Origin of the sequence: Pseudomonas asplenii (assembly GCF_900105475.1) — a bacterium.
Taxonomy (GTDB): Bacteria; Pseudomonadota; Gammaproteobacteria; order Pseudomonadales; family Pseudomonadaceae; genus Aquipseudomonas; species Aquipseudomonas asplenii.
In genome coordinates this window covers 5,112,855-5,127,025 of the sequence record NZ_LT629777.1, presented here as the reverse complement: position 1 = coordinate 5,127,025, position 14,171 = coordinate 5,112,855, and the positions used below count along the sequence as shown (strand labels likewise).

The window sequence follows — 14,171 nt, the reverse complement described above, 5'->3', positions numbered from 1 at the left end:
GATCAGTCGAGGGTGTTGTTCAAGGCCACGTACTGCAACAGCATGATGGTCTTGGCATCAACGATGTCCCCGCGCCGCACGGCTTGCAGCGCGTCCTCCAGGGACAGTTCGAGGACTTCCAGGTCTTCGCCCTCGGCCTCCAGCCCGCCGCCGTGGCTGACCTTGCTGTCGCCGTCGTACTCGCCCAGGAAGAAGTGCAGTTTCTCGGTGACCGAACCTGGGCTCATGAAGGCTTCGAAGATCTTCTGCACGTTCTGCACCCGATAACCGGTTTCCTCCTCGGCCTCGGCGCGGATCCGGTCTTCGGGGGAGGCGTTTTCCAGCAGGCCGGCGGCGGCTTCCACCAGCATGCCATCGTGGCCATTGACGAACACCGGGAAGCGGAACTGCCGGGTCAGCACCACCGTGCGTTTTTCCCGGTTGAACAGCAGGATGGTCGCGCCATTGCCCCGGTCGTAGGTCTCGCGGCTCTGGCGCTGCCAGGTGCCATCGCTGCGCAGGAAATCGAAGGTGGTTTTCTTCAGCAGGTACCAGTCATCCGAGAGGACGGTGCTGTCGATGATGCGAACCCGGTCTTTCGTAGCGGTCATGATCCACGCCTTGTGGTGGGCAAAGCGCAGATCATACTTGGATTATGGGGTATCAGTGCGGACGCTTGCGCGCCGGCTCAGGCACCACTGACCTAACTGATCAGGCCGCAGCGGCCAAGCGCTTCTGCCGACCGGCCACCACCATGAAACTCAGCAGCGCCACCAGCGGTAGGGCACTGCCCAGCACCATGATCGCCGCCCAGCCGCCTTGTTCGTACAGACTGCTGGCCAGTGCCGAGCCGATGGCACCGCCGATGAAGATGCTGGTCATGTACAACGCATTCAGCCGACCACGGCTGGCGGCGTCGAGGGCATAGACCGAGCGCTGGCCGAGCACCATGTTCATCTGGACCGCGAAGTCCAGTACCACGCCGGTCACCGCCAGGCCGATCACGCTGTAGGCCGGGTGGATCAGCGCCGGGGCGAAACTCAAGGTTGCCAGCAGCATCGCCATCAGCGAGGCTCGGTGAGTATGCCCGGCATCCGCCAGACGCCCGGCCAGCGGCGCGGCCAGCGCACCCATCGCCCCGACCAGAGCGAACAGCGCGATCTGTGACTGCGACAGACCATGGACCCGCGACAGTTCCAGCGGCACGGCGGTCCAGAACAGGCTGAAGGTGGCGAACATCAGGCCCTGGTACCAGGCGCGCTGGCGCAGCACCGGCTGGTCGCGGAACAGCTTGCCCAGTGAACCGAGCAGTTGCCCATAGGTGGCGCTGTGGTTGGGCTGGCGCTTGGGCATGGTGGTCAGGATCACCAGCATGATGAACAGCATCAGCACGGCGGCGGCGATGAACACCGTACGCCAGCCGAAGTAGTCGGCGACCACACTGGACAATGGTCGGGCCAACAGGATGCCCAACAGCAGGCCGCCCATGATCCCGCCGACCACCCGTCCGCGGGACTCCTCGGGCGCCAGGTGGGCGGCGAGGGGAATCAGGATCTGGACCGACACCGAACTGAAACCGATCAGCAGCGACACCAGCAGAAAGACCCCGGGTTGCCGGGACAGGCCGGCCGCCACCAGGCTGATCATCGAGACCAGCACGGTAGCGAGCATCAGTTTACGGTTCTCCAGCAGGTCGCCCAGCGGCACCAGGAAAAACAGCCCCAGGGCATAGCCGATCTGGGTCAGGGAGACGATCAGGCTGGCGCTGTGGGTGGAAATGCCCAGATCGGGGGCAATCAGTTCGATGATCGGCTGGGCATAGTAGATATTGGCCACGATGGCGCCGCAGCAGAAGGCGAACAACATCACCAGGGCGCGGGTCATCACGGGAGCAGCATGGAGGTGGGTCGGCATGGCATGGAGGCTCTGGAACGGGTCAGGCCAGCCAGTTTAGTGATTGCGCCGGGGTGGTGTAAGGCGGTGGCAGAAATAGTTGATATCAGTTGCGTTGATGTTCCGCAGAGCGACGGGCAAGGGGCCGGGTGGCGTCGGCAAGCCGCCCTGTCCTCAAGGGCGGCTTGGTCGGGGTGCTGTGATCAGAGATCGGTGGATTCGACCAGGCGTACCAGCTTGACTTTCTTGACCAGCTCCTGGGTCAAGTCGTCGATGCTGTCGAACAACTGCGCTTCGCTGAAACCCCAGCGCTGATGGACGATGTAGAACTTGCCTGTGTTCCGGTCAGTGCGGATGACCGTGGTGATCAACGAGCGGTCCCGGGAGCGGTTGATCAGTACCGATCCTTGCGGGGTTTTTTCGACCATGAACATCCCGGCACGACTGAGTTTCGGATGGGTGTCGAGCCTCGGCTGGCGCAGGTAGGTGACATTGCTGAGTTCGACCACCTGTCTCAGGCCAGCTTGCTTGAGCCCCCAGATCAGGTCCTCGATGCTTTTGTAGCGCACGCCGCGTATATCGCCAAATAGCGGTGCCTCGACGTGGAAGCGGACGCTGGTATTGCCGGCGCTGTCGACCAGGCTGCTCTGCACAATCGGCAGTTCCACCGGCACCGGGAGCGAACGCTCGTTGCTGGCGGGTCGGCAGACGACACTGTACTGGTCACCTTTCTGTTCGATCAGGAAGTCCTTCTGCTGGGTCAGAAGCCCCCGGTGAGGGCCAGGTTGCTGGCGCAGTGGCTGGGCCGAAACGTTCACTTCCAGTTGGGCGTCGGCCCGCACGAACTGGATATCATGCACAAAGATGCCCTGGCTGTACTCGCCCTGGTCACGCAGCACGCGCAGCGGCAAGGGTTGCCCGCCAACATCGACGGCGCGCAGGTTGACCGCGCCCACCAGGTCGGCCAGCCCGGGTTCGCCCCGCACGGGGCTGGCATGCGAATCCTGGGTCAGGGCAATCCAGCGATGCGGGCCTTGTTGCAGTTGATCGGTGCTGATCACCTGGCGGGCGTAATATTTCATCGACCTGGCTCGATTGGGGGTGTAGCTCTGCAGGCCGCTGCGGTAGCTGGTGGCACAGTCGAGTGCCTGGACGCGAATGTCATAACGGTGTGCCGTGCGAATCACCTCGTGCAACGCCAGCGGTCCGTTCGGGTCGATCTGCTGAATGGTGTCCTGCGCCGCCAGCGTGCTTCGCAGGCGCTGCGGCATGACGCCGGTACGGTGGAAGTCGTTGAGGAGAGCCTGATCGAAATCCCTCAGCAGGTTTTCCATGTACAGGGTCTTGACCTGATTCTCATTGGCCAATACCCGCATGTTGTCGATCAGGAACTGACGACCGGCCTTGGCATGGTAGGATGCACTGATGATGATGCCGTTGCCGGTCTGGTAGCCCCGTTCGATCAGTTGTGTCGAGACGTTCGCGTCGAGCAGGTCGGCGGCCAGTGTCCGGGGCGCGGTGGCTGGGCGTTCGGCGAAGAACGACTCGGCGTCTTCGAGCAGTCGTCGCGAGAGCTGGTGCAGGTAGGAGGACGCCTGGCGCTGCAGCTCGGTGGAACTGGGGACGAACCAGCTCGGGTTGAGTCTGGCGTTATTCGTACGAATCAAGGGGTCGAGCGTGCCCCGGTGGGTGGCCTCGACTTCATAGCGAGCGGTACCGACCAGTTCGGGAGCGCCACCGCGCAGGCCTTTTATGGGCTGGGGTTGCCAACTGTCGCCGACCCGCACCAGTTCAATATCTTCCGTCCACTGATGCTCCTTGAGCAGCCAGCGTTTGCCGCCTCGGTAGCCGGTGCGGTACCACTTGCCGTCGAGTTTCAGGAACTGGTCCTTGCGCGGCGTGCGATCGACGAACAGTCCGTCGCGCAGGTAGTCCAGTTCCGGCAGCGTCTTGACTTCGTAGCCACTGAGGTCTGCGATCTGTGGCCTGAGCGGCGTGGCCGTTGAGGGTTCGGCCGTCAACAGGGGTTGCCGGATGCCGTCCCGGCCGGTGCGGGTGGTCTTGATCAGGCGGGAGATTTTCACGCCGGGGAGCGGTCGGATCTGCCGCAACAGCGGCTTGAACGCCTGCAGCGGCAAGGGTGCCGCTATATCAACGAGCGTCTCGATCAGCGCATCGGTGGCTTCCTGATAGTGCCCCAGGGCCAGTGCCTGGTTGACGTTGGCCAGGCCATACAGGCCGCGCAGCAGGTAGACCGGCAGGCTGAGCGGCAGCGCGGCGACGCCGAGGACGACCTCGATACCCACGCGCAGGCCGACCTTGATCCAATACCAGAACGTGTCGCGGTCCACTCGCTGGTTGCTGGCCGCGAAGTATTCCACGCTGCCGATCAGGTGCTTGACCCGGGCCTCGTACAGCGTGTTGAACAGGTCGCCTTCGATGGCAAAGTAACGGACCTTGGGCGCTTGGCGGGCGAACAGCTTGGCCGGATCCCACTGTTCGTTCCGCGCGGCCCGGGCAATGCAATAGTCCTTCCAGCCCGGCTGCTGCAGCAACGACTCGAGTGCGGATGCGCCCGCCAGTTCGCGCCAGGCTTTGCCATCGAGGGCTTGCGGCGAGTAGAACAGCAGGGTAGCGGCCGGATCGTCGCTGCTGACAACCAGCACCTCGTCGATGCTCACGCCGTTACGGGCCCGGTCCGTGCCGCCGAGCATCAGGTAGTTGGCCTGGACCCGGTAACCATCGAGCAGCGGGCGGCCCTGTGCCGAGGGGTATTTGAGCAGGTGCTCGATGCGCCTGTAGCCGGACTCCCGGGTGCTGCCCCTGGCGTCGAGAAAATCCCCACTCAGACGCGCCACGTAGGCCTGCAGTTTCATCCGTGCGCGTTCCCCCTCTATCCAGGTCGTGCGCAGCGAGGCCTTGTCCGGCCCCAGCAGTTTCCCTTCCAGCAGCGTCCTGTACTGACCTGGCGCGTCGACGTCGTGGACGATGGCTCTCACCTCGGCATCCGACAGGCTCAGCGTGGTGCCTGCCGGGCCGATGACTTCGGCCTTGAAATTCACCGATTCGCCCAGGCGTGTGCCCTTGATGTTCTCCAGCGCCAGGGCCGTCAACGACAGGCTGCGGGGACGTGTCCGTTGGACCGGCGGCTGGCTTTGCCAGGCCGGGCTCAGGTAGGTGGTGCCGTGGGTGGCATGCACGATGATGCTGTCCGGGGTGCTCGGTATCCGCGGATAGTGTTTTTGCAGGTGGCTCTTGAGCAGGCCGGCAGCATGGGCCTTGAGTGCCGGCAGTTCGCTGAGCGAGGCGGGCAGTGGGTCGTCTTTCAGGGTTGCTTGCCACAAGGCGGCGAGGCGGTTCTGTTCGTCCGGGCTGATGCTGTTGAGGCGGTTCAACAGATCGCTGAACATCAGGTCGCGGTTGCGCCGCTTGAGAACGGGGACGATATCCAGCAGCCCGGCCAGATTGACGGCATCACCCAGTTGCCGGGCGAATTCGCCGACGTCGTTCTCCAGGCCAGACGCACCCCTGACAAAGCGCCAGGCGTCGGCAAAGTCCTGTTTCTGGCGGGTGAGCAGCCCATCCACCAGGAACTGGAACGGATCACCTTCTTCAAGCCGGTAGCTGAAGAGGTCCGTGCCCTTGGGAACACCGGCGGGGCTCCAGTTGCGCTGTCGGCGGGGCAGCAGCTCCAGCAGTGTGCCACGCTCGACCTCGTCATCGAGGCGCTTGAGCAGATTTTTCTTGAGGGCCTGCAGGGACGCGAACTGCTCCAGGCCACGGCCGATCTGATAGAGCAGCGCCGGTAGCTTGTAGGTGTCTTCATCGGGACTGCGGGTAATGACCACGCAGCCTGCCAGTATCAGGTCGAGGGGTTGCAGGGCGATCCGGTAGATATGGATCGGCCCGCCGACGGGGAATGCCTGGCGTCGCTGGGCCTGGGTCGGGTGTTCGAGCACCCGCTCCAGATCCTGGCGGTTGCTTTCGTCCAGGTTCAGGTCCCGTTCTCGCAATTGCGCTTCGAGGCGAATCTGCGTCCGCAGGTTTTCCCGCAGCAGCGGCGCGGCGCTGACCCAGAAACTGTCCAGCTGTTCGCTGAAGCGGCTATCGAAGCCCAGGCCGGCATCTTCCAGGGTCTTGCCCAGGCGTGCGAGGTCCAGGCCGGCCAGTTGCTGGTCCTGGTCAACGGCGGTCGCGCTGGCGTAGAGGCCACTGGTGGCCGGATCGAAGGTCTGGGGGTTGCCGGCCAGGTGCCGGGCAAACACCTCCGTCAACGTGCTCGACTGGATGAGCGTGCGAGTGCGTACCTGTTCGCCGCGTTCACCACTCTCCGACAGCGGCCAGTAGAGGATTTGCTCGTAGGTGTTGAGGAAAATCGTATCGGGGTCCCGCGCGGCTGCCTGGGGAAAGTCCTGGGCCAGGCGCCGACCCAGAATCAGTGCGGCGAACCAGTAGAAGTGCGGTTGCTGGCTTGCCAGCAGCAGCGTTCGCTCATTGGTCGCGGCCAGGGCATCGAAGGTGGTGCGCTGGCGTTGGGCAAGTTCGTCGGGGCTGGCAAAGCCGGAGGGCGAGTCCTGCAGGTAGCCGTTGTCGTCGGAAAGACGTTGTGAAGGTTCCACGGGCGAGAGTCCGAACAGGGCGCGCAGGTGCGTGCGGGAAAGGGCAGGGAGCTGGCGCAGCCGTTGCAGGATGGTGTTGCGATCGCTCAGGCCGAGTCGCTTGCGCAAGGGCTCGGGCAAGGTTGCCAGGGCTGCGGGCAGGTCGGAGGTCGGCGTGGGCGCCAAGCCTTCGGTGCCAGACAGGGTGAATTGGCGACGGTTGTGCACGATGATGTGGCTCTGCTCGGCCCCCGGGGCACCGATACCGACGACCAATGGACCCTCCGGCGTCTGCTCGCGCAGCTCCAGGCGCACGTCGCTCGCCGGCCACTCCGGCCAGGTGGCGAGGGTGTGGAGCATCAGCCGGTGAGTGTCGTCATTGTTTTGGCGGCTTTCCAGGAAGAGGCCTTCATAGGCCTGGCTCAAGCGTTCTTCCTGCAGATACCAGTGGGCATCCAGCGCCTGCTCCTCGCTCAGTTCGCCTTCGGACAAGCTCATCGACTGACGATCATGCTCGTTCGAGTTGGCGAGCAGTTCATTGGCCACAGAGCGCGAAAGCTGCGGAATCCGGCTGCGCAGCAGGTTCACCAAGGGATCCCGCGACTGCTGTCGGAAGGCATAGAGGCTGTCGAACAGCGCTTGCCGTCGAGCGGACAGGAGCGAGGAGGCCCGCTGTCTGAGCGCCGACAGCTGGGCTTCGAGGGTCGAATACTCTCCGTCCAGCAGTGCTGCCCGCTGTGTCGGGCTCATCTGTTGCAACACGCTGCGCCACAGGTCGCCCTCGAGCACCAGGGCCCGCTCGATGCGCACCCTCGGCAGGCTGGGTGAAAGGTCGGGGCCGTACTCGGCCGCTGCCGAATCCTCCGGCGGATCGTACACCTGCAGCACGCTCGTTGCCGGCCAGATCAGGTCCAGGCCGAGCAGTTGCAACTGCCAGGAGAGCGTCGTCACTTTGGCTGCCGGGGGCGACGCCTTGCCCAGTGCGTCGATGAAGTCCTGTATCTCCTGTTCCAGTTCGAAACGCAGCCGGGTGTCGAGCAACAGCGCCGGCACTTGTCGGGATTCGCGGTAGGCGGCGCGCAGCGCGGGGCTGTCGATGCCGCTGGCCAGTCGGATGCGGCGGGCGGTTTCGTCGGGCAGGTCGCTGAGAAAATGCTCGATGGCGTGTTCCAGCGACACCGAGGCTTTGGTGCCGCTGGCTGGGTCGTTTGTGGTAATGGGGCTGCTCATGCTGAAGTCCTTCGTGGCGTAAAGGCGGTCATTCAGCGCGAAAGCTCAAGGTGCGGGGCGGTAGTTAATGCTCGGCGAGGATGTTCAAAGCGGTAACAAGTCTGCGTCACTGAGCCCACCGCTCAGACCGCCAGGCTCATGTCATGCAACGGGCTGGTGCTGGCCAGCAGGGTGGCGTGGTTGCGTTCCAGCGCCAGGACCTCCTCGGCCAGGTTATCCAGCAGGATACGGCCACGGGGGGTGAATTCGCGGCTGCCGGTCAATGTTGGCAGGGCCCGGCCCAGGCCGCGCAGGATGTACACCAGGTGTTCCTCGGCGCGCTGCATTTCGCTGGCTGGACGCTGGCGCACGCGCTCCAGGTACTTGAGCCGCATCAGTTGGGCGAAGAACGCCTGGAAGTACTCGGCCAGGCCACAGGGCCGGTTCGACCAGGGCAGGAAGTACAGGCATTCTTCATCGGCCTGCGGATCGACGACCGGGCAGATCTCCTCGATCCAGTAGAGCAACTGGTGGGCGGTTTCACGTACCAGTGTCGCTTCGACTTCAAGCAGCGAATGATCCCTGGCCGATAGCAGGATTGCGCCGCTGTAGCGTCTGGCCGAGCCTTGGCGGAAATGGCCGTCGGGCAGGTAGCAGATGAGCCGGACCAGATGGCGAAACTGCTCGTGGCAGCCGGGCCAGGTCATTGCGACGCGCGACAGCGCGACATTCACTACGTCACTGAAGAAATGAAGGGAATAGCCGCTGTTTTCCAGGCGCTGGCGGATCGCTTCGTCGGTCGGGAATTCGTAGCAGGGGGGCAGTTCGGCGACGATCAGCGGGTCGATCTCGAAACGCCGGACCGGCGGGCGATGGGCATGCCGGTGCTCGGCGGCGGCTTCGGCGAGACGCTGCAGTACCCCTGGTAACTCCCGCAGGCTCTGCAACAGGTGGTCACGCCCGCACTGCAGGCCATCGAGCACCTCTTTGCTCTGGCGGATGGTCCGGCGTGCCCAGATCTGGAAGGCCGGCTCATTGATGATCGCCCGCCGTTCGAGTGCCGGCAGCAGGATCAGTCTGGCCGTGTCGGCGAAGAACCCTTCGAGTTCGCGGCTGGCGGGAAACAGGCGATAGGCTTCGGCATACAGGGTGGCCAGGGCGGTGTAGCGATCCTGGCTGACCTGGGCCAGCAGGCGATTGAAACGATTGGGCGTCGAGTCGGGCAGAAAAGTATTGTGCTGGAACAGATCATCGAGTTCAGCCGGATGACACTGATGCATGGTAGTTGGCCTCCTGGCACATGTTTTCATTCTTGTCGGGGAAGTCCATGGGCTGGACTTTAACTTGGGTGGCTTGCGTACTTTTCTTGTTGCTTATGGTGCTGCCGAGGCCTATGGCCTAAGTGGTTGCGGGGTTTTCTATTGTTGGGGATGAAACCTGAATATAACGATTTGATTGTTCTTTTCAATATTGTTTTAAGTTGTTTTGGTGAGTCGGTTTGTTGTTTTTATTTTTATTGTTAGAGGCATTTCCTACCTATACTCAGTTTGTAGGATAAGTATGTAGGTCAATTCAGGTTTTAGGGTTTTCATGTGTTCGCAAGAGTGGGTGTACTGCTTGGGCGGCCAGCCCCCAGCTTCGCCGAAATTGCCGTGCGAAGCCGGGATTTCCGCTGACCTCAGTCTTCAGCCTTGACCGTCGCCACATCGGCAGCCTTGACCCGTACCACTTTCCCGGAAATGTCGCGGAACTCATAGAAACCATCGGCACTGTAGGTTTTCGGCATGTCCTGGGTCAGGTACTGGGTGCCGTTCTGCAAGGTCACCACCGTGGGCGTCGAGCAGCCGGCCAGGGTCAGCAAGGCCACGGTCAGCAGTGGCAGGCTCAGGGTTCTCGGCATCATGGGTATCTCCAGGTTCAGTTCCAAAGCGCAAATTGCCCAACCCAACGAGGGTGAGTGTGTCTGTCGGCTGTGACTATAATCGGGCGACGTTGTTCCCAGTCGCCAGCCGGAAGTCTTTCATGACCGATCTTTCGTCGTTCGCCATTACGCAAAAATGGCCCGCTCAACATCCAGACCGTCTCCAGCTGTATTCGTTGCCGACCCCCAACGGCGTCAAGGTGTCGATCCTGCTCGAAGAGCTGGGCCTGCCCTACGAGCCACACCTGGTGAGCTTCGCCACCAATGACCAGTTGACCCCGCAGTTCATGTCGTTGAACCCCAACAACAAGATCCCTGCGATTATTGATCCGGATGGTCCAGGTGGTCAGCCGTTGCCGTTGTTCGAGTCCGGGGCGATCCTGATCTATCTCGCCGAGAAGACCGGACGCTTCATCTCCGCCGACCCGGCCACCCGCTACGAAACCCTCCAGTGGCTGATGTTCCAGATGGGCGGGATCGGCCCGATGTTCGGCCAGCTCGGCTTCTTCAACAAGTTCGCCGGCAAGGACTACGAGGACAAGCGCCCACGCGACCGCTATGTCGCCGAAAGCAAGCGTCTGCTGGGCGTGCTCAACCAGCGCCTGGAGAGCCGTCGCTGGATCATGGGTGACGACTACAGCATCGCCGATATCGCCACCTTCCCGTGGATCCGCAACCTGATCGGCTTCTACGAGGCTGGCGACTTGGTCGGTATCCAGGACTTCCCCCACGTCACCCGTGCGCTGGAAGCGTTCCTCGCTCGCCCGGCGGTGATCAAGGGGTTGACCATTCCGGGGTGAGTCGACTGTTCGAGTCAGCCCAGGCGTTCGGCGAGCAACGGCAACAGTTGTTCGCAGGAGGCTTCGAACTTGAAATCCAGCAGGTCATCGGCGCGGGTCTTGCCCAGGTTGACGGCGATCAGCGGCTTGCCGCGTTCGGCCACGCGCTTGCACAGGCGAAAGGCTGAGTAGGCCATCAGTGACGAGCCGATCACCAGCAGTCCCGCGGCCTGCTCGGCGCCGGCCATGGCTCTGCTTGCAGTCAGTGGAGCGACGTTCTCGCCGAAGAACACTACATCGGGTTTCAGCCGCTCGCCCTGGCAACGGGGGCAGCGGGGTACCTGGAAGTTCGACTCGAAGTGGGCATCGAGCAGGGTGTCGCCATCAGGCGCCGGCACCGCCTCGACCTCCAGCAGATAGGCATTCTGTGCTTCCAGCGCGAGCTGCACGGCATCGCGTTCCAGGCGTATACCGCAATCCAGGCACAGCACCTTGTGCAGACTGCCATGCAGTTCGATCACGTCCTGGCTGCCGGCCTGGTCATGCAGGGTATCGACGTTCTGGGTGATCAGGCCGCTCAGGCGCTGGCGTGCCTGCAGGCTGGCCAGCGCCTGATGGGCGGCGTTCGGCCGGGCCTGGCGGACCCGCGGCCAGCCAAGCATGGCCCGGGCCCAGTAGCGACGGCGGGCCTGGGGGGAGCCGAGGAACTCCTGGATCATCATCGGCGGCTTGCCGCGGCGCACGCCGGCGCTGTCGCGGTAGTCCGGGATGCCGGAGGAGGTGCTGATGCCGGCACCGGTCAGTACCAGGAAGGGTTGCTCGGCCATCAGCGGCAGGAGGGTTTCCAGGGCACTGTCGACTTGCAGGTCGGGCATGAGTCATCTCCGGTGATCGAGAGGCTGGCAAGGATAGTCGCAGGGTTTGCTGGGCAACAAGCGTGTCCTTGTGCAGGCAGCGCGCTGCGTAGGGTAGCTCCGGGAGTCAACGGACGCTTGAGGTCAGCTCCCCCTGGTGGTCGCCTGAGCGCCTCAGTCGTCTCGCGTCAGCACTTCCAGCAATTCGATCTCGAATGTCAGGTCGGCACCGGGTGCAACCCGCGAGCCCATGCCGCGTTCGCCATAGGCCAGGTGCGCCGGCACGAACAGCCGACGCTTGCCACCGACCTTCATGCCCATCAGGCCGATATCCCAGCCCTTGATCACGCGGCCGGTGCCGATCACGCACTGGAACGGTTTGCCACGGCTGTGGGATGAGTCGAACTCGCTGCCATCGGCGAGTGTGCCGCGGTAGTGGGTGGTGATCAGCGCGCCCTTGACCACGGCCTTGCCGTCGCCTTCGAGCAGGTCGCTCACCTGCAGTTCAGTGTCTGTCATGACTTCTCCAGGGTTGGGGCCCCATGAACGATTTTCAGGCCGATGTTTCACAGCCGCTTCAAGAGGTCTTACGGGATTATCTTACGTAACTTATTTTGCCATGGATTAAGATGGCCACTGGCTATTTATCCTTTGTGTGCTCATGTTCAAGTCGACTGGTTTTCGCGGATGATCAACTGGATCGAGATATTTGTCGCGCTGACGATGGTCGTCCTGATCGTCGTGCTCGGGCTGCGCGAGCGCAGGGCTCGTCGGGAGTTGGCCGAGTGCCGGGTGCTGTTGCATCGGTTGCGCGAGTACCACCGTCACCGCGAGACCGCTGACGATGCCGAGCGCTTCCGGCGCAGCCAGTACTTTGCCCGGATCGGTACCTGGGACTGGCACGTCGATACCGAGAAGCTCTACTGGTCGGAAGCCATTTACGGCATGTTCGGCTACAAGGTCGACGAGGTGGTGCCGTCCTACGAACTGTTTTGCGCCAGCGTGCACCCCGATGACCGGGCCAAGGTGCGTGCCGGTGAGTTGCGCTGCATCGAGACGGGTGAGAACCACGATGAGGAATACCGGGTGATCTGGCCAGACGGCAGTATCCACTGGCTGCGCGAGACCGGTAACGTGGTGAAGAACGCCCGCGACACGGTCACCCGGATGATGGGGGTGGTGCGCGATATCACCGAGGAAAAGGACTGGGCCAACCAGTTGCATACCCTGGCCCACAACGATGCCCTGACCGGGCTGCCCAATCGTCTGGTGCTGGAGGCGCAGTTGTCCAGGGCCCTGGAGCGTGCCCGTGAGAGCGGAACGCGGGTGGCTCTGGTGTTTCTCGATTTGAACGGCTTCAAGGAAATCAACGATACGCATGGGCACGCCGCAGGTGACCAGATTTTGATTGTCACTGCGCACCGCCTGAAGAACCTGATGCGAACCAGCGATACCGTGGCCCGTATCGGTGGTGACGAGTTCGTGCTGATTTTCGAGGGGTTGGCGCAACAGGGGCTAGGGCTGACGGAAGAAATTCACCGCCTGTGCGCGAAGGTGCTGATCGAGCTGTCGGTGCCGATCAGTCTCGATACACAGCAGGTTCGCATCGGTTCCAGCCTGGGTGTGGCCGTTTTCCCCGATCATGCCGTCAGCATGGACACGCTGATCCATATTGCTGACCTTGCGATGTACGACGCCAAACGCAGCGGCAACAATCAGTATCGTCTTGGCCGATCGGGTGCACTGGCGGCCAGCCTCGACTGAACTTCAGGGCACGCGCATAAACGCATGTAGGACATGCATGTCGTCCAGGCTGCGATTTCCTGTCTGAATAGAGTATTGTGTTTGCCTACGAAAAAAATGTCATGAACCCGGTTATCCGGGCCGTTATCAGATTGAGGGTGTCATGGGTCAGGAAAGCATCAACTGGGACAAACTGGGTTTCGACTACATCAAGACCGACAAGCGCTACCTGTCTTACTTCCGGAATGGCGAGTGGGACAATGGCGTGTTGACCGAAGACAACGTCCTGCACATCAGCGAAGGCTCGACTGCGTTGCATTACGGCCAGCAATGTTTCGAAGGCATGAAGGCCTATCGTTGCAAGGATGGTTCGATCAACCTGTTCCGGCCTGATCAGAACGCCGCCCGCATGCAGCGCAGCTGTGCCCGCCTGCTGATGCCGGCGCCGTCGACCGAAGCCTTCATCGAGGCCTGCAAGCAGGTGGTCAAGGCCAACGAACGCTTCATTCCGCCCTACGGTACCGGCGGTGCGCTGTACCTGCGTCCGTTCGTGATCGGTGTGGGTGACAACATCGGTGTGCGGACCGCTCCGGAGTTCATCTTCTCGGTGTTCTGCATCCCGGTAGGCCCGTACTTCAAGGGCGGCATGAAACCGCACAACTTCGTGATCTCCAGCTTCGACCGTGCTGCCCCTCAGGGTACCGGTGCGGCCAAGGTCGGCGGCAACTACGCGGCCAGCCTGCTGCCAGGTTCCGAAGCCAAGAAGAAGGGCTTCGCCGACAGCATCTACCTGGACCCGCTGACTCATTCGAAGATCGAGGAAGTGGGCTCGGCCAACTTCTTCGGCATCACCGCCAACAACGAGTTCGTCACGCCGAAGTCGCCATCGGTACTGCCGGGTATTACCCGCCTGTCGCTGATCGAGTTGGCCGAGTCGCGCCTGGGCCTGAAAGTGGTGGAAGGTGATGTGCTGATCGACAAGATCGCCGACTTCACCGAAGCCGGCGCTTGCGGGACCGCTGCGGTGATCACGCCGATCGGTGGTATCGAGTACCAGGGCAAGCTGCATGTGTTCCACAGCGAGACCGAGGTCGGTCCTGTGACCCAGCGCCTGTACAAGGAACTGACCGGTGTGCAGACCGGTGACGTCGAGGCGCCAGCGGGTTGGATCGTCAAGGTCTGATCGGCCGATTGG

Annotated in this window: 10 protein-coding genes; 3 read left to right on the top strand and 7 right to left on the bottom strand. The window is 62.6% G+C overall.

Annotation, left to right across the window (positions count from 1 at the left end; translation table 11 throughout):
* Positions 1 to 2: 2 nt before the first annotated feature.
* From BLU37_RS22620 to BLU37_RS22600, 5 genes are all read right to left on the bottom strand, one after another.
* Positions 3 to 590 carry an NUDIX domain-containing protein gene (locus BLU37_RS22620; protein ID WP_010448248.1) on the bottom strand — a complete coding sequence of 196 codons (588 nt, stop codon included), beginning with the start codon at positions 588 to 590 and terminating at the stop codon, positions 3 to 5.
* Between the two features lie 100 nt (positions 591 to 690).
* Complete coding sequence (locus BLU37_RS22615) at positions 691 to 1,893, bottom strand: MFS transporter (RefSeq protein WP_010448249.1); 1,203 nt, start codon at positions 1,891 to 1,893, stop codon at positions 691 to 693.
* A 182-nt stretch (positions 1,894 to 2,075) separates the two neighbouring features.
* Positions 2,076 to 7,700, bottom strand: coding sequence for a membrane-targeted effector domain-containing toxin (locus tag BLU37_RS22610; protein ID WP_090209093.1), 5,625 nt, complete (start codon positions 7,698 to 7,700; stop codon positions 2,076 to 2,078).
* A gap of 122 nt (positions 7,701 to 7,822) precedes the next feature.
* Positions 7,823 to 8,959, bottom strand: coding sequence for an aKG-HExxH-type peptide beta-hydroxylase (locus BLU37_RS22605; protein ID WP_090209090.1), 1,137 nt, complete (start codon positions 8,957 to 8,959; stop codon positions 7,823 to 7,825).
* A 398-nt stretch (positions 8,960 to 9,357) separates the two neighbouring features.
* On the bottom strand, positions 9,358 to 9,582 hold the full coding sequence (locus BLU37_RS22600; protein WP_010448252.1) for a YgdI/YgdR family lipoprotein: 225 nt from the start codon (positions 9,580 to 9,582) through the stop codon (positions 9,358 to 9,360).
* A 119-nt stretch (positions 9,583 to 9,701) separates the two neighbouring features.
* Here BLU37_RS22600 and BLU37_RS22595 point away from each other — a divergent pair, with 119 nt between their 5' ends.
* Positions 9,702 to 10,400 (top strand): glutathione S-transferase N-terminal domain-containing protein, encoded by a 699-nt coding sequence (locus BLU37_RS22595; protein WP_090209088.1) that lies wholly within the window; start codon positions 9,702 to 9,704, stop codon positions 10,398 to 10,400.
* A 14-nt stretch (positions 10,401 to 10,414) separates the two neighbouring features.
* Here BLU37_RS22595 and BLU37_RS22590 read toward each other — a convergent pair whose 3' ends face one another.
* Both BLU37_RS22590 and BLU37_RS22585 read right to left on the bottom strand, forming a co-directional pair.
* Entirely contained in the window at positions 10,415 to 11,254 is an 840-nt protein-coding gene (locus BLU37_RS22590) for an NAD-dependent protein deacetylase (protein ID WP_090209085.1), read from the bottom strand.
* 153 nt (positions 11,255 to 11,407) lie between these two features.
* Positions 11,408 to 11,752, bottom strand: coding sequence for an FKBP-type peptidyl-prolyl cis-trans isomerase (locus tag BLU37_RS22585; RefSeq protein ID WP_010448257.1), 345 nt, complete (start codon positions 11,750 to 11,752; stop codon positions 11,408 to 11,410).
* Positions 11,753 to 11,920: 168 nt separating this feature from the next.
* Here BLU37_RS22585 and BLU37_RS22580 point away from each other — a divergent pair, with 168 nt between their 5' ends.
* Positions 11,921 to 12,997 (top strand): sensor domain-containing diguanylate cyclase, encoded by a 1,077-nt coding sequence (locus tag BLU37_RS22580; protein ID WP_090209081.1) that lies wholly within the window; start codon positions 11,921 to 11,923, stop codon positions 12,995 to 12,997.
* A gap of 142 nt (positions 12,998 to 13,139) precedes the next feature.
* Positions 13,140 to 14,159, top strand: a complete 1,020-nt coding sequence (locus BLU37_RS22575; protein WP_010448261.1) for a branched-chain amino acid aminotransferase — start codon at positions 13,140 to 13,142, stop codon at positions 14,157 to 14,159.
* The last annotated feature ends 12 nt before the right edge of the window (positions 14,160 to 14,171 follow it).